Source organism: Xanthomonas sp. NCPPB 2866 (assembly GCF_041475745.2).
Lineage (GTDB): Bacteria > Pseudomonadota > Gammaproteobacteria > Xanthomonadales > Xanthomonadaceae > Xanthomonas > Xanthomonas arboricola.
Genome location: NZ_CM192975.1, coordinates 2,656,095 through 2,682,210, shown reverse-complemented (window position 1 = coordinate 2,682,210; position 26,116 = coordinate 2,656,095). Strand labels below are relative to the sequence as shown.

Sequence of the window (26,116 nt, the reverse complement as noted above, 5' to 3'; positions counted from 1 at the left end):
GCTGTTTCCAGCAACTGCGATGCCGGGCGCGAACGGAAACACCAATAAAAAACGGCCCTTTGCAGGGCCGTTTTTTATTGCGCGTGCCGCAGCTTAGCGACCGCGATTACCACCGCCTGGCGGACGACGATTGCCGCCACCCGGCGGGCGACCACCCGGTCCACGCGGCGCGCCGCCCGGACCACCCGGACCGCGATTGCCGCCCGGACCACGGTTGCCACCGGGGCCACCCGCGCGTGCGCCGGTCGGGCGACCGGCCGCCGGACGTGCCGCGCCATACGGGCTGAAACCCGGGTTGGCGTGATCGGACGGAAAGCTCGGCGCATTGCCCGGATGACCGTACGGGTGCTTGCGCTGACCCTGGCCCTGCGACTGGCCCTGTCCGCCACCGGCGCCGCCACGTCCCGCGCCGCCCGCGCCAGGGCGTGCATTGCCCGCGCCGCCACCTGGGCGTGCACCGCCCGGACCCTTCTTCGCGTACGGGCGCGCCTGGCCGGTGCCAGGGCCACCGGGGCCGGCATTGCGGTGGCCGCTCGGGCCGGTGCTCACGCCATCGGGCACGTACCAGCTGCGGAACGCGGCCGGGTTGCCGTCCGGAAGGCCGCGGTCGCCCTTGGCGGGGGCGCGTTGCTTGAATGGGCGCTGCTGCGACTGCTTGGCTGCCGCTTCGCCGCTGACGGTGAGGCCGCCGCGGAAACCGCCCGGCTTGCCACGGCCACGGCCGCCGCGATCTTCGCGCGGGTTGTCGAAGCGGCGCAGTTCGCGTCCTTCGTCGGCGCCTGAGGTCTGGCCGTTGACGTAGGCATTGCTGCGGCCATCGCGCGAGACGTGCACGGTGGACTTGGCGGCGCGGCGCTGGCCGATCACCGGCTGCAGCGTCAGCGCCGACGGCGCGCCTTCTTCCAGCTTGAGTTCGGCACGCAGGCTGTCGACCTTGTCCTGCGCCACTTCGATGGACTGCCCACGCAGCAGTTCGCGCGGCAGCGAGATCTTGCCGTAGCGGCTGCGCTTGAGGCGACTGACCTGGCAGCCCTGCGACTCCCACAGGCGACGCACTTCGCGGTTGCGGCCTTCCTTGACCACCACGCGGAACCAGTCGTGCGAGTCGGTGCCGCCGATGCGTTCGATCTCATCGAACTTGGCGCCGCCGTCTTCCAGCAGCACGCCGCGCGACAGGCGCTCGATGATGGCGTCGGAGACCTTGTCCTCGCCTTCCGGGGCGCGTACGCGCACCACGTATTCGCGCTCGACCTCGTAGGAGGGATGCATCATCGCGTTGGCCAGCTCACCGTCGGTGGTCAGCAGCAGCAGGCCGGTGGTGTTGATGTCCAGGCGGCCGATGGCGATCCAGCGCGAGCCTTTCAATGCCGGCAGCGACTCGAACACGGTCGGGCGGCCTTCGGGGTCTTCGCGGGTGGTCACTTCGCCTTCGGGCTTGTTGTAGATCAGCACGCGCGAGGGCTCGGTCAGCGCGCTGGCCACGAAACTGCGGCCATCCAGCTCGATCTTGTCGCCGCTGCGCACCGACATGCCGGTCTGCGCGACGGCGCCATTGACCTTGATCAGGCCATCGGCAATGCGCTGTTCCAGCGCGCGGCGCGACCCCAGGCCGGCCTGGGCCAGCACCTTGTGCAGGCGCTCTTCCAGCTTGGGCGCTTCGGGCGCGCTGTCGCGCTTGAGGGAAAGCTTGTTCAACGACAGCTTGCGGGGGGTGTCACTCATGTGTCTGGCTCCGGCCGACGCGTTCTGGGTCGGCCTCTGGTTCGGAATCGGCTTCGTCAACAGCCACGGTCGTCGTCGCGACGGCGTTGTCTTCGTCTTCGTTCACTGCGTCCGCGCGCGTTCCCGGCGCGGTGTCGGGGTCGCCCTCACGGGCGTCATCTGGGTCCAACGGGTTTAGGTCCTGCGCCGAGGCATGCTCGGGGTGTTGCGGTGTGTCGTTACTTGATTCATCGGCGCTGGCGTGGTCATCGACCGCGTCGGCGTGGTGTTCGATTTCGTCGTCGACTGCAGTGCCTGGGCTGGCGGTCTGGTCGTTGTCGTCTACATCACTATCGGCATCGCCATCGGCGTCAACGGCCAGCTCGGTATCGGCATCGACGTGCATTGCATCGTCGCTGTCGCTGGTTGCATCGGTGGTGCTGTCCGATGCCGGCAGCACATCCTCGGCATCGCGCTGTTCCTGCGCGGCGTCGCCCGGGTCGGCATCCACGTCAGCATCTGCATCCGCCGCCGCGTCAGTCCGGGCGGCAATCGCCGCATCGGCGCCGGCGCCGTCTGCATCCGCCCTATCCGGGTCTGGATCCGTATCCGGACCCGCTTCAGCATGCTCCGTACCCATCGCCGCCGACGCCGGCACCGCGCCATCCAGTTGGCCGTCGCGGTCCAGCGGCAGCTGCGGTTCCAGCTCGGCAATGTCCTTCAACTCAGACAATGGCGGCAGCTCGTCCAAGCGCTTGAGCCCGAAGTAATCCAGGAAGCCCTTGGTAGTGCCGAACAGGGCCGGCTTACCGGGCACGTCGCGGTGGCCGACCACGCGGATCCACTCGCGTTCTTCCAGCGCCTGGATGATGTTGCTGCTGACCGCCACGCCGCGCACCTGCTCGATCTCGCCGCGGGTGATCGGCTGCCGGTAGGCGATCAGCGCCAGGGTTTCCAGCGTGGCGCGGGTGTACTTGGTGCGGCGCTCGGTCCACAGCCGGGCGACCCAGCCATGCACGTCCGCCTTGACCTGGAAGCGGAAGCCCGAGGCCACCTCGACCAGCTCCACGCCGCGCTCGGCGCAGCCGTCGCGCAGCAGTTCCAGCGCGCGCTCGACGCTGCCGGGCGGCGCCGGTTCTTCTTCCGGAAACACGCCCTGCAGCTGCGCCAGCGTCAGCGGCTGGCTGCTCGCCAGCAGGGCGGCTTCGATAATGCGGGTGATCAACGCTTGATCCATTCGGTGATCGGCTTCAGAGAGGTTCGTTGGCGGCATCGCTATCATCGAATTCGCTGGAGAATTGCAGCGGCGCATTGGTGTTGCCCAACGCCAGCGACTTCACGTAGATCGGCGCCAGCGGCGCCTCCTGCACGATGTCCAGCAATTGCTCCTTGGCCAGTTCGAGCAGCGCCAGGAAGGTGACCAGCACGCCGAGCTTGCCTTCTTCGGCAGTGAACAGCGATTCGAAGCGGTAGAACCTGCCATCGTCCAGGCGGCTCAGCACATCGCCCATGCGCTGGCGCACGCTCAGCGCCTCGCGCTTGATCGCATGGCCGGTGAACAGTTCGGCGCGTTTGAGCACGTCGTACAGCGCCATCAGCATTTCTTTCAGTTCCACCGGCGGCGGCAGCTTGACCGCGGCGCGCTCCGGCAGATGCGCCTGCACCGGCGCGCTGTCGCGGCCCATGCGCGGCAGCGTGTCCAGATCCTCGGCAGCCTGCTTGAAGCGTTCGTATTCCTGCAGCCGGCGCACCAGCTCGGCGCGCGGATCGTTTTCTTCGCCTTCCTCGCTGGGCGGGCGCGGCAACAGCATGCGCGACTTGATCTCGGCCAGGATCGCGGCCATCACCAGATATTCGGCCGCCAGTTCGAAGCGCAGCTCCTGCATTACGTTGATGTAATCCACGTACTGCCGGGTGATCTCGGCGACGGGGATATCCAGGATGTCCAGATTCTGGCGGCGGATCAGATACAGCAGCAGGTCCAGCGGACCTTCGAAGGCATCCAGGATGACTTCCAGCGCGTCCGGCGGAATATACAGATCCTGCGGGATCTGCAGCACCGCTTGCCCATGCACCACCGCCAGCCGCATTTCCTGCTGCTGTGGCGGCGCGCTCGTGGCTGGCGGATTCGCGTCGTGCGCGAGTTCGGAATTCATCAGGTCGACATCGGGTCTTACGGTCGCCGGCCACGGTCGGAGCCGCGCCTGCAGGGCTTTGCCTTGAGTTATTGCGATCAATGTCGTGCTCGTGCCGGCACGATCCTACAAATCCACATACAACGTGCGCCGCGTGGCATGCGGCGACGGAACAGCGAGGAGGTCGTCTACGCGGGTCGGCGGTGGGCAGCGAATCGGTCGTCGAGGAGGCGTGGGGCCTGGGCCGACGGGCCGCTGCGTCCGATTGCGTGTGCAGTGGTGGCAAGGGTAATGCGTGCGCGGGGGCGGTGTCCAGCGCCGAGGCGGCTAGAATCCCGGGGCTGTTCTTCACGTCTTGGGCGAGGTGGCCTATGTGGTACGTAATCGAAGGGTATGACCGGGCCGACGCACTGGCGGCCCGGCAGCAGGCGCGACCGGCGCATCTGGCGCGTTTGCAGGCGCTGGCGGCGGCAGGGCGCCTGCTGGTGGCGGGCCCATGCCCGGCGATCGATGCCGAGGATCCGGGCCCGGCCGGTTTCAGCGGCAGCGTGGTCATCGCCGAATTCGACGCGCTGGACGACGCCCGCGCCTGGGCCGATGCCGATCCGTATGTCGAGGCGGGCGTGTACGTGCGCACCGAGGTGCGCCCGTTCCGCCGGGTGCTGCCATGAGCAGGGTCGAGCGGATCCGCACCGCGCTGCAGGCGGCGCTGGCGCCGACCGAGCTGGAGGTGGTGGACGACAGCCATCGCCACGCCGGGCATGCCGGCGCGCGCGACGGGCGTGGGCATTTCAATGTGCGCGTGGTCAGCGCCGCCTTCGCCGGCAAGCCGCCGCTGGCGCGGCACCGCGCGGTCTATGCCGCGGTCGGCGAGATGATGCAGACCGATATCCACGCGCTGTCGATCGAGGCGATCGCGCCGGGCGAGGCGGGATAACCAGGCCACTCAACCAGCCGTCGTAGGAGCGCACCCGGGCGCGACGGATTTACCAGTAAGGCCTGTCGCGCCCGGGTGCGCTCCTACGGGCGGCGACCGTTCCCTCCGGAGCGCCAAACCGCCCAACCGTGATCGCCGTCGACCTTCATCCGTGGACAGATGAGCGGTATTTGTTGCGTCGCAACACATCGCTTCACGTATTCATCACTTGCAGATGCTTGATCTGTAAGCGTTTTCACGGGCGTGAAGACAGGGGTTTACGCCTTCGTATGAAAACGCTTACAGTCCGCGCCAGTTTTGGGAACTCGGTCGCGGAGGGCGACACGAATGGCCAAGGGTGCGGTCACCATCAAAGATGTCGCCAGGGAAGCACAGGTCTCCGTTGCAACGGTGTCGCGTGCGCTCAATGGGCATGACAACGTCGCCGGGCCGGTGCGCCAGCTGGTGCAGGACGTGGCCGCGCGGCTGCGCTACAGCCCGCATGCGGCAGCCCGCAGCCTCAGCAGCCGACGCACCCAGACCCTGGGCGTGGTGCTGCCGGACCTGTATGGCGAATTCTTTTCCGAGCTGATCCGCGGGATCGATGGTGCGGCGCGTGCCGCCGGCCAGCATCTGCTGGTGTCCAGTTACCACGGCGACCCGGAGGCGCAGGGCAGGGCACTGCAGTCCATGCGCGGGCGCGTGGACGGTCTGCTGGTGCTGTCGCCGTATGCCGAGCAGCCCGGGTTCCTCACCGACAACCTGCCGCAGGCGCTGCCCACGGTATTGATCAACGCGCACGTTCCCGGCGACGCCTATCCGGTGCTGAGCATCGACGACCATGCCGGCGCGATGGCGATGACCGAACATCTGCTGTCGGCCGGACATCGGCGCATCGCCTTCATCGGCGGGCCAGCGCTGAATTTCGATGCGCGCGAACGCCTGCGTGGCTTCCGCGATGCGATCGCCGCCCACGGCGATACCGCGCAGGGCATCGAATTCCCCGGCGACTTCGACGAGGCCTCCGGCCACCGCGCCGGCCAGGCGATGCTGGCCGGCGGCACGCTGCCCGACGCGGTATTCGCCGCCAACGACATGACCGCGCTGGGCTGCCTGTACGCGTTTGTCCAGGCCGATGTCTCGGTGCCCGGCGATGTGGCACTGGCCGGTTTCGACGATATTCCGCTGGCCCGTTTCGTCCATCCGGCGCTGACCACGATGCGGGTCAGCATCGCGCGCCTGGGCGAGCAGGCGATGTCCCGGCTGATGCGGCTGGTGGACCAGCCCGGCCGCGACGACGGCATCCGCCAATTGCTCACGCCCGAGCTGGTGATCCGCGCCTCCTGCGGCGCCGGCGAGCCCGGCCCCTGAGGTTTCCTGCCCGCTGACCCTTTTCGCGGACGTTCTGTCCGCTCCCGCTGCCCCCCGCAGCGGTCGTTCCTGCAAGTCGCAACGCCACAACAACAATCTGTACCGATCCCTGGAGGGACCAATGCGCCACCACTACCCCCATTCCGCCAGTCCGGCGCGCAAGCTGCTCAGCTGCGCCCTGGCCAGTTGCCTGTTGCTTGGTGCCGCACCGGCCTTTGCGCAGAGTGCTGCGGCGACCATCCGCGGCCAGGTCACCGTCGACTCGGCACCTGCCAGCCAGGCCCAGGTCACCGCGACCAATCTCGCCACCGGCCTGACCCGCACCGTGCAGGTCAGCAACGGTGGCTACTCGCTCGGCGGCCTGCCGCCGGGTTCGTACCGCCTGGACGTCACCGCCAACGGCCAGACCACCTCGCAGAACGTCACCGTGCAGGTCGGCCAGACCGCGACCCTGAACCTGGGCGTCGGCGGCGAACCGGCCACGGCTGACGGTGGTAACGCCACCACGCTGGACGCGGTGCAGGTCAAGGCCCCGCCGGTACTGGTGGAAACCCGTACCTCCGAGAACGCCACCTATATTTCCAACGTGCAGATCCAGAACCTGCCGCGTGCCACGCGCAACTTCCTGGAACTGGCCGACACCGTACCGAACGTGCAGTTCACCCGCGAGGCCAACGGCACCACCAAGGTGCGCTCGGGTGCCACCTCGGCCGAAGGCACCAATGTCTACATCGACGGCGTGAGCCAGAAGAACTACGTGCTGACCGGCGGCGTCAGCGGCCAGGATTCCAGCCGCGGCAACCCGTTCCCGCAGTCGGCAATCGGCGAGTACAAGGTCATCACCTCCAACTACAAGGCCGAGTTCGACCAGGTCAGCGGCGCGGCCATCGTGGCCTCGTCCAAGTCCGGTACCAACGATTTCCACGGCAGCTTCTTCTGGGATACCAGCAACGACAGCTGGCGCGAAGAAAGCCCGCTGGAAAAGCGCGCCGGCGTGCGTGACGACTTCGAGGAAACCCAGTACGGCGCCACCTTCAGCGGCCCGATCCTCAAGGACAAGGCGCACTTCTTCGTCGCCTATGAAGCCAAGGAATACACCACCCCGAACGTGGTGATCCCCGGTTCGATCTATTCGGACCGCGTCGATCAGCTGCCCACGCAGTTGCAGCCGCTGGTCGCCACCTACAGCACGCCGTTCAAGGAAGACCTGTACTTCGCCAAGATCGACTGGACCATCGGCGACAACAGCCTGTTCGAGCTGAGCGGCAAGTACCGCAAGGAAGACGAGCTCAACGACGTCGGCGGCACCTCGACCCTCGAGCACGGCAGCATCAACGGCCAGGAAGAAAAGCGCGCCAACCTGCGCTGGCAGTACAGCGGCGCCAACTTCCTCAACGAAGCCAACCTCAGCTACGAGAGCGCGTTCTGGAACCAGGCGCCGATCAACAACGGCAACGGCTACATCCTCAGCTACACGCCCAACCGCGGTAACGAGACCGACGTGCTTGCCGCAGGCGCCGGCAGCAGCTTCCAGCGCAAGGGTCAGAAGGGCTGGACCTTCCAGGACGATTTGACCCTGAACAGCCTGGAATGGCACGGCGCGCACACCGTCAAGATGGGCGTGAAGTTCAAGAGCATCGATCTGGATTCCACCCAGTTCAACCCGGCCAACCCGCAGTACTACTACAACATCCTCAGCGATGTCGAAACGCCGTACCGGGTGCGCTTCGGTGCGCCGCTGGTCGAAGGTGGCGGTTCGGTGGTGTCCGAGAACAAGCAGTACGGCATCTACCTGCAGGACGACTGGGAGGTCAACGAGCACTGGACCCTGAATCTGGGCGTGCGCTACGACTACGAAGAAACCCCGGCGTTCCTGGACTTCGTGACCCCGTCCGACGTCGCTGGCGCGCTGCAGAACTGGACCAACCTGCGCAACGCCAACTACGACATCAACAACTTCATCAGCACCGGCAACAACCGCAAGGCGTTCAAGAACGCCTGGCAGCCCCGCCTGGGTGCCTCCTATGACCTGTTCGGCGATCAGGCGCATGTGATCTATGGCGGTGCCGGCCGTGCCTACGACCGCAACATCTTCGATTACCTGGCGCTCGAGCAGCTCAACAACTCGTTCAACTCCTACAGCTACTACTTCACCAGCGCCAATAACCCGGCCTGCCTGGGCGACCCGTGTACCGCATGGAATCCGGCCTACAACACCCAGGAAGGCCTGAACACGCTGACAGCCAGCAGCAGTGGCGGCGGCGGTCGCGAGGTCTACCTGATCGACAACAACATCAAGACCCCGTACTCGGATCAATTCAGCATCGGCATGCGCAACATGGTGCCGCTGTGGGGCCAGGACTGGTTCACCGACGTGACCCTGAGCCGCATCGAAAGCCATGACGGTTTCGCGTTCGTGCGCGGCAACCGTCTGCCGGACGGGTCGTTCTTCCAGCCGGGCACCACTTCCGGCTCGCCGACCGACGGCCCGGATGGCTACAGCGCCATCGTGCTGGGGACCAACGGCGTGGAAACCCGCAACAACCAGCTCGCCCTGCAGGTCGAAAAGCCGTTCGACGAGGAGTCCGGCTGGGGCCTGACGGTGGCCTACACCTATTCCGATGCCAAGGAGAACCGCCAGTTTGGCGAGCATTACGCCCTGGATCGCGAACGCATCGAGGACTACGGCTGGCGCGAGGCCGGCGGCATTCCGAAGAATCGCCTGGTGGTCACCGGCATCTACGAGCTGCCGTACGAGATCAAGCTGTCCGGCAAGCTGTCGCTGGCCAGCCAGACCGCGCGTTACGGGCAGAACTGCCTGGCCGGCAACGACCAGTGCTACATCGTGCAGTTCAAGCCGGACGGCACGCTGGGCTACAAGGAGTTCAGCATCGCCGCCAATAAAGAGTGGGATACCGGCGCAGGTGTCAAATTCAACGTGCGTGCGGATATCCTCAACGTGTTCAATTGGGTGAACTACGCCAACTTTAACGGCGAGACCGGGACACTCGGAGACTTGAACACGGCTTACGGCACCCCGACCGGTGTGCTGGCGTCGCCGATGCGTACCTTCCGTCTGGCCTTCGGCCTGAACTGGTGAGGTACTCGACCGCCCCGGCAGTTGCCGGGGCGGTCGAACTCGGCGCTTGGATAGGGTAGGTTGGCGTGCGAGATGTAATCGATTACACAAGTGGGGGGCGGATGAACAGGGGCAGGACTTCGTATTGGTTGACGATTCCACTATTGCTGGGCGCGCTGGTGCTGGCGTCCTGCAAGCAGGCCGAGGAGCCCAAAGTGGCTGAAAAGAAGGCGCCGGTGAAAGTCATCCTGGTGGAAGCGCAGCTGCCACCCAAGCCGGTCAAACCCGCGCTGCCACCGCTGTTCTCGGACATCGAGCGCCGCACCTTCCAGTTTTTCTGGGACACCACCAACGAACTCAATGGGCTGTCGCCGGACCGGTTTCCGTCACGTCCGTTCGCCAGCATCGCCTCGGTGGGGTTCGCGCTGACCGCGTACCCGATCGGCATCGAGAATGGCTGGGTCAGTCGCAATCAGGCGATCGACCGCACCCTGACCACACTCAAATTCTTCCGCGATGCGCCAATGGGGCCGCAGCGGACCGGTAGGGCCGGGTACAAGGGCTTCTACTACCACTTTCTGGACATGCAGCAGGGCAACCGTTACGACAGCTGGGTCGAGCTGTCGAGCGTGGATACCGCGCTGCTGATGATGGGCGTGTTGTTCACCCAGTCGTATTACGACGGCGACGACCCGCGCGAAAAGGAGATCCGGCAGATCGCCGATGCGCTGTACAAGCGCGTGGACTGGCGCTGGCTGCAGCAGCGCGCGCCGCTGATCTCGATGGGCTGGTTCCCCGAGAGCGGATTCATCGACCACGACTGGATGGGCTACAACGAGGCGATGATGCTGTACATCCTCGCGCTCGGCTCGCCGACCCACGGCGTGGACGTGGATGCCTGGACCAGTTGGACCCGCACCTACAACAACGACTGGGGCGTCTACCAGGGCCAGGAATACCTGTCCTTCGGCCCGCTGTTCGGTCACCAGTACAGCCATGTCTGGATCGACTTCCGCGATATCCAGGACCAGTACATGCGCGAACGCGGCATCGACTATTTCCTCAACAGCCGCCGCGCCACCCTGGCCCAGCGCGACTACGCCATCGACAACCCGATGAAGTGGAAGGACTACGGCGAGAACGTCTGGGGCCTGACCGCCGGCGACGGCCCGCAGAACACCAGCCAGGAATACCGTGGCGAGCAGCGCCAGTTCCGCCACTACTCCTCGCGCGGCGCCGGCCTGCGCGAGAACTTCGACGACGGCACCATCGTGCCGTCGGCGGCAATCTCCTCGATCGTGTTCGCCCCGGAAGTGGTGATCCCGGCCACCGAAGAAATGCACAAGCGCTATGGCGACTTCCTGTATTCCAGCTACGGCTTTCTGGACTCGTTCAATCCCAGCTTCAACTACGACATCCCGCTCAAGACCGGGCGCATGGTGCCGGACCGTGGCTGGGTGGCCAGCGACTACATCGCCATCGACCAGGGCCCGATCCTGGCGATGATCGCCAACTACCAGAACGAGTTCGTCTGGACCGTGATGAAGAAGAACCCCTACATCCGGGCCGGTCTGGAACGCGCCGGCTTCACCGGCGGCTGGCTCACCCCCGAAGGCGAGCCACAGCCGGCACCGCAGAAGGACGAGCAGAAGGCCGCCGCCCGCGCGCTGGGCATGGCCGAGTCGCGTGCCGCCGCCGCCCAGGCCCAGCAAGACCCCTCGCAACGCCAAAAACCCGAGTAATCCGTGCGCCTTTTGAAACTGTTGATGATCTCCGCCGCACTGTGTCTGGGTGTGGCGGGATGCGAACGCTCCGACCCCAGCAAGACCACCGTGCGCTTCTGGGCCATGGGCAAGGAGGCCGAAGTGGTCGCCGAGCTGGTGACCGACTTCGAGAAGCAGAACCCCGACATCCACGTGGATGTGCAGAACATCCCGATGACGGCGGCGCACGAAAAACTGCTGACCGCCTTTGCCGCCGATGGCTTGCCGGACGTGTGCCAGCTCGGCAACACCTGGCTGCCGGAGTTCGCCCTGCTGGACACGCTGGAACCGATGCAGCCGTATGTGGCGCGTTCCAGGATCGTCGACCCGCAGGATTATTTCCCCGGCGTGTGGGACACCAACCTGGTCGACGGCACCCTATATGGCGTGCCGTGGTATGTGGACACCCGGCTGCTGTTCTATCGCAAGGACCTGCTGCGCGAGGCCGGCTATAGCGAGATGCCCAAGACCTGGGCCGAGATGGAACAGGTGATGGCGGCGATCAAGCGCAAGGTCGGCCCGGACCGCTACGCCATCCTGATGCCGCTCAACGAATTCGAGCAGCAACTGTCGTTCGCGCTGCAGCAGGACGACCGCCTACTGCGCGACCACGACAACTACGGCAACTTCCGCGGCGAAGGCTTCCGCAAGGCGCTGGGCTTCTACGACACCATGTATCAGAAAGGCTGGGCGCCGAAGGTCTCCGAGACCCAGGTCTCCAACGTCTGGTACGAGTTCTTCAACGGCTATTACGCGTTCTATCTGTCCGGCCCGTGGAACGTGCGCGAGTTCAAGCTGCGCCAGCCGCCGGGCATGGAAGGCAAGTGGGGCACTGCGCCGCTGCCGGGGCCCAACGGTCTGGGCGCGGGCATTGCCGGCGGTTCCAGCCTGGTGATCTTCAAGTCATCGCAGCACAAGGACGCCAGCTGGAAGCTGATCGAATACCTGTCGCAGCCGCAGGTGCAGGCGCGCTTCCACGCCATCATCGGCGACCTGCCGCCGCGCCGCAGCACCTGGAAGTTGCCCTCGCTGGCCAACGACGAACTGGCGCATGCCTTCGGCGACCAGCTGGAGCGGGTCAAGGCCACGCCCAAGGTGCTGGAGTGGGAGCGCATCGTGCAGGAAATGCGCCTGGTGACCGAGCGCGTGGTGCGTGGCGGCCAATCACATGAGGCCGCCGTGCAGGAACTGGATAAGCGCGTGGACGAGATTCTGGCCAAGCGCCGCTGGATCTTCGAACAGGAGGGCGGACATGTCGGTCCGGCGGGTGAAACGGCAACGCCTGCGGCGACACCTGCCGCAGCGCCAGCACCGGCAGCGGGCGAGGGAGCGGCACGATGATGAAGCGTAATTCCGTCGCCGGCTGGGTGTTCGCCGCGCCGTCGATCCTGGTGCTGGGCATGTTCTTCGGCGTGCCGGTGTTCGCCGCGCTGGTGCTCAGCGTCACCGACTTCGATCTGTACGCACTGGCCGACAGCGGCCATCTGCGCTTCGTCGGCCTGGGCAACTACATCGACCTGCTGCAGACGCCGCTGTTCTGGAAGTCGTTGTGGAACACCACGTATTTCGTGCTGCTGGGCGTGCCGATGTCGATCGGGGTGTCGCTGGGCGCGGCATTGCTGCTCAATGCCAAGGCCTCGCGCTTCAAGGCGTTGTTCCGTACCGCCTTGTTCGCCCCGGTGGTGACCACGCTGGTGGCGGTGGCGGTGATCTGGCGCTATCTGTTCCACATCAAGTACGGCCTGGTGAACTTCGGTCTGAGCCATCTGGGCATCGCCCCGATCGACTGGCTGGGCGACCCGCGCTGGGCGATGCCGACCATCATGCTGTTCGCGGTATGGAAGAACTTCGGCTACAACATGGTGATCTTCCTGGCCGGGCTGCAGGCGATCCCGCAGGACCTGTATGAGGCCGCGCGCATCGATGGCGCCTCGCGCTGGAAGCAGTTCCTGCATATCACCCTGCCGATGCTCGGCCCGGTGCTGATGGTGGTCGGGGTGATCACCATCTCCGGCTATTTCCAGCTGTTCGCCGAGCCCTACGTGATGACCCGCGGCGACCCACTGCAAAGCACCGTGAGCGTGCTGTATTTCATGTTCGAGGAAGGCTTCAAGTGGTGGAACCTCGGCCGCGCGTCGGCAGTGGCGTTCCTGCTGTTCCTGATCATCCTGGCGGTGACCACCGTGATGCTGCGCTTCGGCCGCAAGAGGGATTTGATATGAGTCGTGATGTCGGCCAATCGCGCTGGAACGGCGTGCTGATCAACGGTGGCCTGCTGGTGCTGGCGCTGGTCAGCCTGGCGCCGCTGTTGTGGATGCTGTCGGTGTCGTTCATGCCCACCGGCGAGGCCAGCCGCTTCCCGCCGCCGATGCTGCCCTCGGCGTTCACCACCGCCAACTACCACGAGCTGTTCGCGCGTACCGGCATGGCGCGCAACTTCGCCAACAGCCTGATGGTGTCCGGGCTGATCACGCTCGGCTCGCTGCTGATCAACACCATGGCCGGCTATGCGTTCGCCAAGCTGCAGTTCGTCGGCCGCGAGCGCATCTTCAAGATCCTGATGGCGGCGTTGGTGATCCCGGCGCAGGTGGCGATGCTGCCGCTGTTCCTGTTGATGAAGCAGCTGCATCTGGTCAACAACATCGGCGGGGTGGTGGTGCCGGCGCTGGCGACGGTGTTCGGCATCTTCCTGGTGCGCCAGTACGCGCGCAGCATTCCCGATGAACTGATCGAGGCCGCGCGCATCGACGGCGCCAGCGAAATGCGGATCTTCTTCCAGATCGTGCTGCCGATGCTCAAGCCGGTGCTGGTCACCCTGACCATCTTCACCTTCATGGGCTCGTGGAACGATTTCATGTGGCCGCTGATCGTGCTGACCGACCAGGAGCAGTACACCTTGCCGGTGGCGCTGGCCGCACTGTCGCGCGAGCACATCATGGACGTGGAGCTGATGATGGCCGGCGCAGTGGTGACGGTGATTCCGGTGCTGCTATTGTTCGTCGCGCTGCAGCGCTACTACATCCAAGGTCTTCTGCTGGGGAGTGTGAAGGGGTGAAGCCAATGTTCCTGCGATTGTTTGCCATGACCGCTGTTGCCACCTCTGCGGTCACGGCGCAGGCGCAGGAACGCGTGCTCGACGGCTTCAACGACATCGGCGCCTGGCGCCTGGTGGTGTCCAACCAGGTCAGCGGCTCGCTGCGGCCGGTCGCCACCAGTGCCGGCGGGCATGCGCTGTGCCTGGACTACAACTTCAACGGCGTGTCCGGCTATGTCGGAATCCGTCGCAACCTGCCGATCGACTATCCGGACAATTACCGCATCGGCTTTGCGCTGCGCGGCGACTCGCCGTCCAACGACCTGCAGGTCAAGTTGATCGATGCCAGCGGCGACAACGTGTGGTGGGTCAACCGGCCCGGCTTCAACTTCCCGAAGAACTGGACCACCGTCGGCTATCGCAAGCGCAACATCGAAAAGGCCTGGGGCCCGGGCCAGGACAAGCAACTGCGCAGCAGCGCAGATGTCGAGTTCACCATCTACAACAAGGTCGGCGGTAAGGGCACGGTGTGCTTTGACCGCCTGACGCTCACGCCGCTGCCGCCGGAAGACACCTCGCCGTTGAAGGCCGAGGCGATCACCGATACCGCGCCCGCACTGGAACAACGCCTGGCCGACGGCAAGCCGGAGACCTTCTGGCTCAGCGGCGCGGTCAAGCAACAGACCGTCACGCTGGACCTGGGCAAGGTGCGCGAATTCGGCGGCGCGGTGGTGCAGTGGGTCCCCGGCCTGCAGGCCTCGCAATACGTGGTGCGCGCGTCCAGCGACGGGCGCGGCTGGCGCGACCTGCGCACCGTCACGGCCGGTGCCGGCGGCACCGATTGGCTGGCGCTGCCGGACACCGAGGCGCGATACCTGCGCTTCGATCTCAAGGACGGCCCCAACTGGCGCTACGGCATCAAGGAAGTGCAGCTGCAGCCGCTGGCATTTGCGGCGACCCCGAACGACTTCATCAAGTCGCTGGCCGCGCAGATGCCGCGCGGCAGCTATCCACGCGGTTTCTCCGGCGAGCAGCCGTACTGGACCATCCTGGGGTTGGACGGCGGCACCGAGCAGGGCCTGATCGGCGAGGACGGCGCGGTGGAAGTGGGCAAGGGCGGCTTCAGCATCGAGCCGTTCGTGGTCACCGGCGGCAAGCTGCTGCACTGGTCCGACGTCAGCAGCGAGCAGAGCCTGCAGGACGATTACCTGCCGATTCCCAGCGTCGACTGGCACCACGACCTGATGAACCTGCGCGTGACCGCGTTCGTGCAGGGCACCCCGGATCAGGCGCAACTGGTCGCACGCTATCAGCTGCACAACACCGGCAAGGAGGCGCGCGACTTCACGCTGGCGTTGGCGGTGCGGCCGTTCCAGGTCAACCCGCCGGCGCAGTTCCTCAATACCCTGGGCGGCGTCAGCCGGATCGAACAACTGGCGGTGGAGGGCGCGCAGGTCAGCGTCAACGGCAAGCCGCGGGTATTCGCCGCACAACGTCCGGATGCCGGCTTTGCCAGCGCCTTCGACAGCGGCATGGATGTCAGCCATCTCACCGCCGCCACGCCGCCGACGATCACCCAGGTCAAGGACGAGACCGGCCTGGCTTCGGGCGTGCTGCTGTATCGCTGGAAGCTGGAGCCCGGCCAACAGCGCGAGGTGGCGCTGGTGATTCCGCAGACCGGCACCGCGCAACTGCCGGCCGGCTTCGATGCCGACAAGGCGCAGCAGCAGGTGGCCCAGCAGTGGCGCAGCAAGCTCGATCGCGTGCGCATCAGCGTGCCGGCCGAAGGCAAGCCGGTGGTCGACACCTTGCGCACCGCGCTGGCGCACATGTTGATCTCGCGCATCGGCCCGCGCCTGCAGCCGGGCACGCGCTCGTATTCGCGCAGCTGGATCCGCGACGGCGCGATGATTTCCGAAGGCCTGCTGCGGCTCGGCCGCGAAGACGTGGTGCGCGAGTACGTCGACTGGTTCGCCCCGTATCAGTTCGCCGACGGCATGGTGCCGTGCTGCGTGGACGACCGCGGCAGCGACCCGGTTCCCGAGAACGACAGCCATGGCGAGCTGATCTTCAACATCGCCGAGTACTACCGCTACACCGGCGACAAGGCGTTCCTGGAAAAGATGTGGCCGCACGTGACCGGCGCCTACGACTACATGGAAAAGCTGCGCGCCAGCGAACGCACCGAAGACAACTTCATGCGCAATCCGGCCTTCTACGGAATGATGCCGGTGTCGATCAGCCACGAAGGCTATTCGGCCAAGCCGGTGCATTCGTACTGGGACAACTTCTGGGCGCTGCGCGGCTACAAGGATGCGGCGATGCTGGCCGGCGCACTCGACAAGCCAGACGAGGTCGCCCGCTTCAGCGCCGCACGCGACGAATTCAGTGGCGACCTGGTCGCCTCGCTGGGGGCGGCGGTGCGCCAGCACAGTCTCGATTTCCTGCCCGGCTCGGCCGAGCTGGGCGACTTCGATGCGACCTCGACCACCATCGCGCTGGCCCCGGGCGGCGAGCAGCAACGCCTGCCGCAGGACCTGCTGACCAATACCTTCGAGCGCTACTGGAAGGAGTTTTCCGATCGCCGCGACGGCAAGCGCGCATGGAAGGACTACACGCCCTACGAATGGCGCAACGTGGCCGCGTTCGTGCGCCTGGGCTGGCGCGACCGCGCCTGGGACGCCACCGCGTTCTTCTTCAAGGACCGTGCGCCGCAACCCTGGAACCAATGGGCCGAAGTGGTCTCGCGCACGCCGCGTACGCCGTTCTTCGTCGGCGACCTGCCGCATGCCTGGGTCGCCTCGGATTTCGTGCGCTCGGTGCTGGACATGTTCGCCTACGGACGCGAATCCGACGCCAGCCTGGTCATCGCTGCCGGCACGCCGACGCGCTGGTTCGAGGGCAAGGGCATCGGCATTGCCGAGCTGCGCACACCGTACGGGCGCCTCAACTACACCTTGCAGCGCACCGACAAGCAACTGGTGCTGCAACTGCAGCCCGGCCTGATCCTGCCGCCGGGCGGGGTGGTGTTGCCGTGGCCGTACCAGGGCACGCCGGGCAAGGCCAGCATCAACGGTGAATCGGCCGAATGGCAGAACGGCGAATTGCGGATTCAACAGCTGCCGGCCAACGTGCAGATCGATGTGCCCAGCGCGGTGCGGCGGGCCGAGCGCGCCTCGCAATGATCCACGCGGCTCGACCGACCCGGGCAGCGCCGGTGCGGCGCGGCGGCGGGTGGCCGGTCGCGTGGCTGGCGCTGCTACTGTGCTTTGTCGCTGTACACGCCACGCAGGCCGCGCAACCCGCACAACTCGAGCAGACCGATCAGGCAGCACACGCATCCCCGGCAGTGCAGTCGCCGGGCGCGGCGCAGCGCGAGATGACCCTGGTCACGCTCAACCTGCATCACGACCGCGAAGACTGGCCGGCGCGTCGCGCCTATATCGCCAGACAGCTCAAGCAACTGGCGCCGGACGTGATCGCGCTGCAGGAAGTGATCGAGCGCCGCGGCAGCGTGGAGAACCAGGCCGCCTGGCTGGCGCGCAAGCTGGATTACGACTACACCTTCGCCTCGGCCGATCCGGTCGGTGCGCCCAAGCGCTACGGCAACGCGTTGCTGAGCCGGCGCACGGTGCTGGCCCGGCATCAGCGCCTGCTGCAGCCGCTGGACGATTACCGTGTTGCCGCGCATCTGCAGGTTGATGTCGACGGCCAGCCGATCAATGTCTACGTCACCCACCTCAACGAACGTGCCGATGCACGTGGCACCGCCACACGCACGCGTCAGGTCGCCGACCTGCTGGATTTCATTGCCTCCAACAGCGAGCAGGCACCGGTCGTGATCGCCGGCGATTTCAACACCGCCGCCGACGCCCTGGATCTGGAAGCGCTACGCAAGGGCTACGGCGACAGCTACGGCAGTGTGCATCGCAACAGCGATGCCACCGTCAGCACCTTGAACCTGCATGTTTTCGACACGCCGGCGCGGATCGACCACGTGTTCTTCCAGCAGAACCGCCTGCTGGCGCGCGAAGCGCGCATCCTGTTCGACACCCCGTATGCCGAAGGGCGCTGGGCATCGGATCACTACGGCGTCTGGGTGCGCCTGCAGCTCGCGCCACAGGCGCAGTCCGCGCCGTAGCCGCGCGCAAGCGATCGAATGCCGTAGGAGCGCACCCGGGCGCGATGGGGCGTTACCGGTAACGCCCCATCGCGCCCGGGTGCGCTCCTACGAGCAGCAGACTGCAGCGCCGCCACGCTCACCCATGCAGGCGATTGAAGATCTGCACACCGGCCAGCCACACGCCGGCCATGCTGCCGACGTTGGTCAGCAGGAAGGTCAGCACCACGCGCGAGACGCGATTGCGGTACCAGCCGCGCAAGGTCTGCGCATCGTCGCGCAGCGACAGGAAGTCGCCATAGGCCGGCTTGCGCATATGCACTTCGACCAGGGCGGCGAACGCACCGGTCGGCACGCTCAGGCGGAACGGCTTGAACGGCGCCACCACCGCCGCGGTGAGGATGCTCAACGGGTGGCTGCCCGCCAGCAGGCAGCCCAGCGCGGCCAGTCCTCCGGTATACATCGCCCACTGCAACAACAGGTCCGCGCCCATGCTCAGGCCGCCGCGCCAGAACCCGATGCCGATGCCGGTGATGATGACCGCCAGGATGCCCAGCGTGATCCATGGAATGCGCTTGCGCTGCTGCACGAATTCCAGCGATTCGCGCAACGGGCCGGGTGCGGCGGTGTCCTGCTCCAGGTGGCGTGCCAGACCGGCCAGATGTCCTGCACCGACCACCGCCAGGATCTCGCGCTGATCGGTGGTGGCTTCCTCGCGCAGGCGCGTGGCCATGTACTGGTCGCGCTCGGCAATCACGGTCTCGTACAGCTCCGGGCTTTCGCTGGCAAAGTCGCCGAAGCTCGCCTCCAGCATGTCGCCCTGCTTGAGCTTTTCGATTTCCTCTTCGCCCACCTCGTCAGCCGCGAACAGGCCGCCGAGCAGGCCGCCGGCCAGTTTCATCTTGCCGAAGAATCCCAGCCGCCCGGACGCGCGCTTGAAGGTCAGGCCGACCTCGCGATCGATCAGGTGCACCGGCAGGCCTTGCGCGCGCGCCAGATTCACCGCTTCCTTCAATTCCGCGCCCGGCTCGATACCGAGCTGCTTGGCCAGGCGGCGCTGGTAGGCGGCCAGGGCGAGGTTGGCCGCAAACAAGGCCACCCGGCCCTTGCGAATCACCTGCACCAGGTCCAGGCGGGCGAGGGCATCCGGGTCGCTGAGCGCCTGCAGGCGCTGCGCGTCCAGTTCCACCGCCACCGCATCGTAGCGGCCGCTGCCGATCGCCCGCTGCACCGCAGCCACGCTGGCCAGCGAGACATGCGCGGTGCCGAGCAGGGTATAGCGCACGCCATCGCGTTCGACGATGCGATGCGGCTGGCCGGACAGCGCATCGTCCAGAACGTGGGTGGTTTGCTCAGTCATGGGGTCATTCATCAGAAGGAGGGGCGGTGTCACCGGAGCCGAGCGCGCGTTGCATCTGCACGCCGTCCAGCCAGCGACCATGCTTGCGGCCGATACCGGTGAACACTCCGACCGTGCGAAAACCAAAACGTTCATGCAGCCGTCGCGATGCCAGGTTGTCGGCATCGCCGATCACCGCAATCATCTGTCGATAGCCGCGCTGTTGGCAGCGTGCGATCAGCTCGCCGAGCAAGGCCTTGCCGATGCCGTGGCCCTGTGCGGCGCTGGCGAGATAGATCGAATTCTCAACGGTCCAGCGGTAGCCGGCGCGTGCGCGATAGGCGCCGACGTAGGCATAGCCCACCACCACGCCATCGCGCTCGGCAACAAGATAGGGGTAGCCGGCATCCACGCTCGCGCGCACCCGTGCAGCCATCTCATCGCGCGATGGTGCGCTGTATTCGTAGCTGTTGACCCCGGCAATCTGCTCCGCATAGATCGCGGTGATGGCCGGGATGTCCGCGTCGCGGACTTCGCGCAACTCCACTGGCATGCGGTCAGTCGATGTAGCGCTTGAGCAGGTCGCCATACGCATCGATACGGCGATCGCGCAGGAACGGCCAGATGCGGCGCACGTGTTCGCTACGCTGCAGGTCGACGTCGCAGACCAGCACCGTCGGGTCCTGTCCGGCTTCGGCGATGAATTCGCCCTGCGGCCCCAGCACATGGCTGTTGCCCCAGAACTGGATGCCCGACGCGCCCAACGGCGAGGGCTCATGGCCGACGCGGTTGCACGACAGCACCGGCACCCCGTTGGCGACCGCATGGCCGCGATGGCTGAGCACCCAGGCATCGCGCTGGCGCTCCTGCTCCGGTTGCTGGTCATCCGGATCCCAGCCGATCGCGGTGGGGTAGAGCAGCAATTCCGCACCGGCCAGCGCCATCAGGCGCGCCGCTTCGGGGTACCACTGGTCCCAGCACACCAGCACGCCGAGGCGGCCGACCGAGGTATCGATCGGCGCAAAGCCCAGATCGCCCGGGGTGAAATAGAACTTTTCGTAGAAGCCCGGATCGTCCGGGATGTGCATCTTGCGGTACTTGCCGAGCAGGCGGCCGTCCTTTTCGAACACGACCGCTGTGTTGTGATACAGCCCGGCCGCGCGGCGCTCGAACAGCGAGGCCACCAGCACCACGCCGTGCTGTTTGGCCAGCGCGCCCAGCCGCTCGGTGCTGGGGCCGGGGATCGGCTCGGCCAGGTCGAATTCGTCCACCGACTCGTGCTGGCAGAAATACGCACCGTTGTGCAGTTCCTGCAGCAGCACCAGCTTGGCGCCCTGTGCGGCGGCTTCGGCCACGCGCGATTCGATGATGGCCAGATTGGCCGCGGCGTCGCCGTGGTTGCGCTCCTGGATCAGCGCGACGGGAAGGAGATGACGGGTCATGGCGATTCGTCCAGCGAAGTGGCGCGCTAAGGTAGCGCGCGATGGTGTAACACCGGCCTGCCGGCCGGAACAGGAGTGACTCAGGCAGCCAGCAGACCGGCGGGCAGCTGCATGGTCAGACAATGCAGGCTGCCGTTCTGCCAGATCAATGGGCGGCACGGCACCGGCACGATGGCGTGCTGCGGAAACGCCTCGGCCAGCACTGCCTGCGCGCGCGCATCGGCCTTGTCGCCGTAAGCCGGCATCAGCACCGCCCCGTTGACGATCAGGAAGTTGGCGTACGAGGCGGCCAGACGCCGGCCCTGGTCCAGGATCGGCTCGGCCCACGGCAACACGAACAGCCGATACGGCTGCCCATCGGCCTTGCGCAACGCAGCCAGTTCGGCGCCCATCGCCTGCAGTTCGGTGTAATGCGAATCGCTGGCCACATCGCAGCCCTGGTAGACGATCGCATCCGGGCCCGCGAACCGTGCCAGCGTATCGATATGCGCATCGGTGTCGTCGCCTTCCAGATAGCCGTGATCCAGCCACAGCACGCGGTCCTGCGCCAGCCACGCGGCAAGATCGGCACTCAGCGAATCGCGCGTGCGCTGCGGATGCCGCTCGTGCAGGCACTTCCAGGTGGTCAGCAAGGTGCCCGCACCATCGGTCTCGATCGCGCCGCCTTCCAGCGCAAAGTCCACCGTCTGCACCTGCGAGGGCACGAATACCTGCGCCGCATCCAGCGAGGTGACCAGCTGATCGTCCAGGCTGGCCTCGAACTTGCCGCCCCAGCCGGTGAAGCGGAAATCCATCAGGCGGAAACCGCCGTCCTGGCGCAGTGTGATCGGGCCCGAATCGCGCAGCCAGGTGTCGTTGTAGGCCGCAACCACGAAGCGCACCTGCGCCATGTCCACCCGTGCCGAGCGCAGCCGCGCTTCCGCGTAGATCTGCAGGTCGTCATCGGCCACGCACACGATCACCGGCTCGAAGCGGGAAATCGCCGTGACCAGGGCGATATAGGTCTCTTCCACCTCGGCAAGACGCTCGGCCCAATCGGTACCCGCATGCGGCCACGCAATCAACACGGCGGACTGAGATTCCCACTCGGCAGGAAAGCGAACGCTATCGGTCATAACCTAACAAACACCTATCAATGCCCAACCGAAGCCAGGCTGTTAATTCAATCCCCGCACATGGATGTGCGGGCTCTTGCGAGGGACTCGCCTTAAGTTGGCTCTTGCGAGGGACTCGCGTTGAATCGGCTCTTGCGAAGGACTCGCGTCGAACCGCCCCTTGCGAACGACTCGCCTTACCGACTCGCAGCGATCGCTTCCCGCACACCATTGGATCAAACCACTGTTGCAGTCACCCTCCGATGGAACCCGAACAACCCGCGATCACTTGATCGGCGGCTTGGGCCCGATCTCGTTGGCATCGGCCTGGTTGGCCACCACGTCGATCACCCGGCTCTTTTCGAAGTACACGGTGAAGGCCGGATACACCCAGCGGTGGATTGTCGGCCACTGGCGCTTCTGGCCACCGCGCGGCTGCAGCTTTTCCTGCGGCGCGCCATAACGGCCTTCGACCTGGCTCATGCTGTCGCCGCGCAAGGGCAGGGCAGCGGCAGGCTTCTGCTGTGCGCGGTCGATCAGCAGCGTATCGGCCGACGCAGCGGCACTGATCCCCATCAGCGCGATCAGCGGCAGGACAAACAAACGGTTGCGCATGTCATCTACTCCCCAGTGGACAAGATTCGGATGGTGATTACAGCAAAACCAGGGCCAGCGTGCTTGCAGATCGGTGGTACACAACGCCGCGGCGTATTGCCTGCCAGCACACCCGTCACGCGGAGCCGGGCGGGCATCTGAGTAGTCCAGCCTGCATCAGGCAATCGTCGGCGTGAAGGATCGGCCAAGAAAAAGCCGCCCGGAGGCGGCTTTCTCGGGTCTTGCACGCGCGGCGAAAGCTTAGCGCTGACGCGCCTTGAAACGCGGGTTCGACTTGCAGATCACGAAGACCTTGCCGCGGCGGCGGACCACCTTGCAGTCGCGGTGACGGGTCTTCGCAGACTTCAGGGAGGACAGGACTTTCATGGCACACCTCGGCGTAAACGGTTGGATTCGATGGAAGAGTGCCCGCAATCGAGGGTGCACCCGGAATTAAGCCGGCAATTCTAACCGGCTTTTCGTCGTGCTTTCAAGTGGTTGCATCGCAATCCCCGCGAGCGGCGCTACACTACCGCCTGATGACCTTCCGGAAACCTGAATGACCGACCTTTCGCCCGTCCTTACCATCGATGGTCCCTCCGGCGCCGGCAAGGGCACCGTGAGCCGGATCGTGGCCGCCCGGCTGGGCTGGCATTACCTCGATTCGGGCGCACTGTATCGCGCGGTGGGCGTGGCAGCGAGCTGGGCCGATCTGGATGTCTCCGATCCGGCTGCGCTGGTGCGCTGCACCTTCGACACCAAAGTGGAGTTCGACGATGCCGGCGAGGCGGGGCTGCGGGTGCTGGTCAATGGCGTGGACGCCACCGGCGAACTGCGCCTGGAGACCACCGGCGCACTTGCCTCGGCGATTGCGGCCATTCCCGAGGTGCGCAGTGCGTTGAAGGAACGCCAACGCGCATTCAGGCAGGCCCCCGGCCTGGTCGCGGACGGGCGCGACATGGGCACGGTGATCTTCCCCGATGCCGCCTTCAAGGTGTTTCTGACCGCCAGTGCCGAAGAACGTGCGGGCCGTCGCCATAAACAGTTGATGGAAAAGGGTGTTTCGGTTATCTTTGACGACCTGCTGCGCGAGATCATGGCTCGAGATGCCCGTGATGCGCAGCGGGTGGTGGCGCCATTGCGGCCGGCCGAAGACGCCGTGCTGATCGATACCAGCGGAATGGGGATCGAGGATGTCGTCCAACGTGTGGTCGGGTTGTTGACCGTTCGCACGTCGTCGTAAGCGTTCCGCAAGCGGGCATGTCCCGCCGACCGTAAGGCGTTCCAAGGCTCCGTCGCACATCCCGTGTGGCGGTTCTACTACTACTTAACCGACTCGCTGTCCGGAGTCGACCAACAGGCTGGGCGCTTGGCATCTGTCGCATTCGACGATCAACGCCCGTGTGTTCAACTGAGTAAAATTCAAATGACAGAATCTTTTGCTGAACTGTTCGAAGCCAGTCAAGCCAATCTGGCGAAGCTGAAGCCGGGCTCCATTGTCACCGGTACCGTCGTGGAAGTGCGCGGCGACGTGGTGGTGATCAACGCTGGCCTGAAGTCCGAAGGCATCGTGCCGATCGAGCAGTTCCGTAATGACGCTGGCGAGATCGATGTCGGCGTAGGCGACCAAGTCAAGGTTGCCCTCGATTCCATCGAGAACGGCTTCGGCGAGACCGTGCTGTCGCGCGAGAAGGCCAAGCGCGCAATGGTGTGGGACGAGCTGGAAGAGGCGTTGGAAAAGAACGAAACCATCACCGGCCGCATCAGTGGCAAGGTCAAGGGTGGTTTCACCGTGGACATCAAGGATGTCCGCGCGTTCCTGCCTGGTTCGCTGGTGGATGTGCGCCCGGTGCGCGACCCGGCCTACCTGGAAGGCAAGGAACTTGAGTTCAAGCTGATCAAGCTGGACCGCAAGCGCAACAACGTGGTGGTCTCGCGTCGTGCCGTGGTCGAGAGCGAGCACTCGGAAGAGCGCGAGCAGCTGATGGACAAGCTGCAGGAAGGCGCGATCCTGAAGGGTGTCGTCAAGAACCTGACCGATTACGGCGCGTTCGTGGACCTGGGCGGTATCGACGGCCTGCTGCACATCACCGACATGGCCTGGAAGCGCGTGCGCCATCCGTCCGAAGTCGTCAACGTCGGCGACGAGCTGGACGTGCGCGTGCTGAAGTTCGATCGCGAGCGTAACCGCGTCAGCCTCGGCCTGAAGCAGCTGGGCGAAGATCCGTGGGACAACATCGCACGTCGTTACCCGGCCAACAGCCGCGTGTTCGGCAAGGTCTCCAATGTCACCGATTACGGCGCATTCGTCGAGATCGAGCCGGGCGTCGAAGGTCTGGTGCACGTCTCCGAGATGGATTGGACCAACAAGAACGTCAACCCGTCCAAGGTTGTGCAGGTGGGTGACGAAGTCGAAGTGATGGTGCTGGATGTCGACGAGGAGCGTCGCCGCATCTCGCTGGGCATGAAGCAGGTTGCCGCCAATCCGTGGGAAACCTTCGCTGCCACCCACAAGAAGAACGACAAGGTGTCCGGCCAGATCAAGTCGATCACCGACTTCGGCATCTTCATCGGTCTGGACGGCGGCATCGACGGCCTGGTCCACCTGTCCGACATCAGCTGGAACACCACCGGCGAAGATGTCGTGCGCAACTACAAGAAGGGCGACACGCTGGAAGCCGTTGTGCTGGCAGTCGATCCGGAACGTGAGCGCATCAGCCTGGGCGTCAAGCAGCTGGAGCAGGACCCGTTCGGCCAGTACATGGCGTCCAACCCGAAGGGTTCGAAGGTCGAAGGCGTGGTGCGTGAAGTGGATGCCAAGGGCGCCACGATCGACCTGGCCGACGGCATCGAAGGCTACGTCGCTGCACGCGACATCGCCAACGAGCGTGTGGACGACGCGACCCAGCACCTGAAGGTCGGCGACAAGATCGAAGCCAAGTTCGTGGGCATGGACCGCAAGGGCCGCACCCTGCAGCTGTCGATCAAGGCCAAGGACGATGCCGAAATGCGCGAAACGCTGGAGGAATACCAGTCTTCGGCCGCATCCGGTGGCATGACCCAGCTGGGCGCGCTGCTGCGTGCACAGTTGAACAGCAACAAGTCCGAGTAAGCGCGTAGCGCTCGCAAGAGCGTGATGGATCGGCCCGGGCTTGCCCGGGCCGATTCCGATGTGTCAGTCGAAAAAAGCAAGTCTTCCCATGACCAAGTCCGAATTGATTGAAATCCTGGCGCGACGTCAAGCGCATCTGAAGGCGGACGACGTGGATCTGGCAGTCAAATCGCTGCTGGAAATGATGGGGCAGGCGCTCTCCGATGGTGATCGGATCGAAATCCGCGGGTTCGGCAGCTTCTCGCTGCATTACCGCCCGCCACGTCTTGGCCGTAATCCGAAGACCGGCGAGTCGGTCGCGTTGCCGGGCAAGCATGTTCCGCATTTCAAGCCTGGCAAGGAATTGCGCGAGCGCGTCAGCTCCGTGGTCCCGGTCGATCTGCTGGATGCGGCTGACTGAGGTCATTCTGCCGCTG

The 26,116-nt window shown here is 65.5% G+C and carries 22 protein-coding genes; 13 read left to right on the top strand and 9 right to left on the bottom strand.

Annotated features, from left to right (window positions below):
• Positions 1-93: 93 nt before the first annotated feature.
• Genes ACCQ04_RS11490 through ACCQ04_RS11480 form a run of 3 tightly spaced genes read right to left on the bottom strand, consistent with a single transcriptional unit; the run spans position 94 to position 3,857 of the window.
• A complete protein-coding gene (locus ACCQ04_RS11490; protein ID WP_127159013.1) occupies positions 94-1,722 on the bottom strand; it encodes a pseudouridine synthase in 1,629 nt (542 codons plus the stop codon).
• Positions 1,715-3,013, bottom strand: coding sequence for an SMC-Scp complex subunit ScpB (gene scpB, locus ACCQ04_RS11485; protein WP_372358527.1), 1,299 nt, complete (start codon positions 3,011-3,013; stop codon positions 1,715-1,717). Before scpB ends, ACCQ04_RS11490 begins: the two co-directional genes overlap by 8 nt.
• Complete coding sequence (locus ACCQ04_RS11480; RefSeq protein WP_024940608.1) at positions 2,952-3,857, bottom strand: segregation and condensation protein A; 906 nt, start codon at positions 3,855-3,857, stop codon at positions 2,952-2,954. Before ACCQ04_RS11480 ends, scpB begins: the two co-directional genes overlap by 62 nt.
• 350 nt (positions 3,858-4,207) lie before the next feature.
• Here ACCQ04_RS11480 and ACCQ04_RS11475 point away from each other — a divergent pair, with 350 nt between their 5' ends.
• From ACCQ04_RS11475 to ACCQ04_RS11430, 10 genes are all read left to right on the top strand, one after another.
• Positions 4,208-4,507 (top strand): YciI family protein, encoded by a 300-nt coding sequence (locus ACCQ04_RS11475; protein ID WP_016904541.1) that lies wholly within the window; start codon positions 4,208-4,210, stop codon positions 4,505-4,507.
• Entirely contained in the window at positions 4,504-4,773 is a 270-nt protein-coding gene (locus ACCQ04_RS11470; RefSeq protein ID WP_016904540.1) for a BolA family protein, read from the top strand. The genes ACCQ04_RS11475 and ACCQ04_RS11470 overlap by 4 nt, the downstream gene beginning before the upstream one ends.
• A gap of 327 nt (positions 4,774-5,100) precedes the next feature.
• Positions 5,101-6,123, top strand: coding sequence for a LacI family DNA-binding transcriptional regulator (locus tag ACCQ04_RS11465; protein ID WP_102581592.1), 1,023 nt, complete (start codon positions 5,101-5,103; stop codon positions 6,121-6,123).
• A gap of 121 nt (positions 6,124-6,244) precedes the next feature.
• Positions 6,245-9,223 (top strand): TonB-dependent receptor, encoded by a 2,979-nt coding sequence (locus ACCQ04_RS11460; protein WP_102581593.1) that lies wholly within the window; start codon positions 6,245-6,247, stop codon positions 9,221-9,223.
• 101 nt (positions 9,224-9,324) lie between these two features.
• Complete coding sequence (locus ACCQ04_RS11455; protein ID WP_039527041.1) at positions 9,325-10,944, top strand: glucoamylase family protein; 1,620 nt, start codon at positions 9,325-9,327, stop codon at positions 10,942-10,944.
• Between the two features lie 3 nt (positions 10,945-10,947).
• Positions 10,948-12,306 carry a sugar ABC transporter substrate-binding protein gene (locus ACCQ04_RS11450; RefSeq protein ID WP_226427707.1) on the top strand — a complete coding sequence of 453 codons (1,359 nt, stop codon included), beginning with the start codon at positions 10,948-10,950 and terminating at the stop codon, positions 12,304-12,306.
• Entirely contained in the window at positions 12,303-13,187 is an 885-nt protein-coding gene (locus ACCQ04_RS11445; RefSeq protein ID WP_024940601.1) for a carbohydrate ABC transporter permease, read from the top strand. Before ACCQ04_RS11450 ends, ACCQ04_RS11445 begins: the two co-directional genes overlap by 4 nt.
• The gene (locus ACCQ04_RS11440) at positions 13,184-14,020 is read left to right on the top strand and encodes a carbohydrate ABC transporter permease (RefSeq protein WP_046342961.1); all 837 of its coding nucleotides are present in this window, start codon (positions 13,184-13,186) and stop codon (positions 14,018-14,020) included. The genes ACCQ04_RS11445 and ACCQ04_RS11440 overlap by 4 nt, the downstream gene beginning before the upstream one ends.
• 26 nt (positions 14,021-14,046) lie before the next feature.
• On the top strand, positions 14,047-17,184 hold the full coding sequence (locus ACCQ04_RS11435) for a discoidin domain-containing protein (RefSeq protein ID WP_180968709.1): 3,138 nt from the start codon (positions 14,047-14,049) through the stop codon (positions 17,182-17,184).
• 65 nt (positions 17,185-17,249) lie between these two features.
• Positions 17,250-18,140 (top strand): endonuclease/exonuclease/phosphatase family protein, encoded by an 891-nt coding sequence (locus tag ACCQ04_RS11430; RefSeq protein ID WP_054591986.1) that lies wholly within the window; start codon positions 17,250-17,252, stop codon positions 18,138-18,140.
• A gap of 118 nt (positions 18,141-18,258) precedes the next feature.
• On the opposite strand, the gene ACCQ04_RS11425 is transcribed toward ACCQ04_RS11430, so the two are convergent.
• The 6 genes from ACCQ04_RS11425 to ykgO form a co-directional block, all read right to left on the bottom strand.
• Complete coding sequence (locus ACCQ04_RS11425; RefSeq protein WP_039515126.1) at positions 18,259-19,491, bottom strand: TraB/GumN family protein; 1,233 nt, start codon at positions 19,489-19,491, stop codon at positions 18,259-18,261.
• Complete coding sequence (locus ACCQ04_RS11420; RefSeq protein WP_046342957.1) at positions 19,484-20,011, bottom strand: GNAT family N-acetyltransferase; 528 nt, start codon at positions 20,009-20,011, stop codon at positions 19,484-19,486. The genes ACCQ04_RS11425 and ACCQ04_RS11420 overlap by 8 nt, the downstream gene beginning before the upstream one ends.
• 4 nt (positions 20,012-20,015) lie before the next feature.
• The gene (locus ACCQ04_RS11415; RefSeq protein ID WP_016904714.1) at positions 20,016-20,900 is read right to left on the bottom strand and encodes a carbon-nitrogen hydrolase; all 885 of its coding nucleotides are present in this window, start codon (positions 20,898-20,900) and stop codon (positions 20,016-20,018) included.
• Positions 20,901-20,980: 80 nt separating this feature from the next.
• Positions 20,981-22,015, bottom strand: a complete 1,035-nt coding sequence (locus ACCQ04_RS11410) for an agmatine deiminase family protein (RefSeq protein ID WP_104645803.1) — start codon at positions 22,013-22,015, stop codon at positions 20,981-20,983.
• A gap of 264 nt (positions 22,016-22,279) precedes the next feature.
• Positions 22,280-22,609 (bottom strand): hypothetical protein, encoded by a 330-nt coding sequence (locus ACCQ04_RS11405; protein WP_102251925.1) that lies wholly within the window; start codon positions 22,607-22,609, stop codon positions 22,280-22,282.
• Between the two features lie 240 nt (positions 22,610-22,849).
• Positions 22,850-22,975, bottom strand: a complete 126-nt coding sequence (gene ykgO, locus ACCQ04_RS11400; RefSeq protein ID WP_005913193.1) for a type B 50S ribosomal protein L36 — start codon at positions 22,973-22,975, stop codon at positions 22,850-22,852.
• Between the two features lie 172 nt (positions 22,976-23,147).
• Here ykgO and cmk point away from each other — a divergent pair, with 172 nt between their 5' ends.
• The 3 genes from cmk to ACCQ04_RS11385 all read left to right on the top strand — a co-directional run bounded on the left by cmk (position 23,148) and on the right by ACCQ04_RS11385 (position 26,100).
• On the top strand, positions 23,148-23,831 hold the full coding sequence (gene cmk / locus ACCQ04_RS11395) for a (d)CMP kinase (RefSeq protein ID WP_065031546.1): 684 nt from the start codon (positions 23,148-23,150) through the stop codon (positions 23,829-23,831).
• Positions 23,832-24,014: 183 nt separating this feature from the next.
• Positions 24,015-25,700 carry a 30S ribosomal protein S1 gene (rpsA, locus tag ACCQ04_RS11390; protein WP_016903550.1) on the top strand — a complete coding sequence of 562 codons (1,686 nt, stop codon included), beginning with the start codon at positions 24,015-24,017 and terminating at the stop codon, positions 25,698-25,700.
• An 88-nt stretch (positions 25,701-25,788) separates the two neighbouring features.
• A complete protein-coding gene (locus ACCQ04_RS11385) occupies positions 25,789-26,100 on the top strand; it encodes an integration host factor subunit beta (protein WP_016903549.1) in 312 nt (103 codons plus the stop codon).
• Positions 26,101-26,116: the final 16 nt, after the last annotated feature.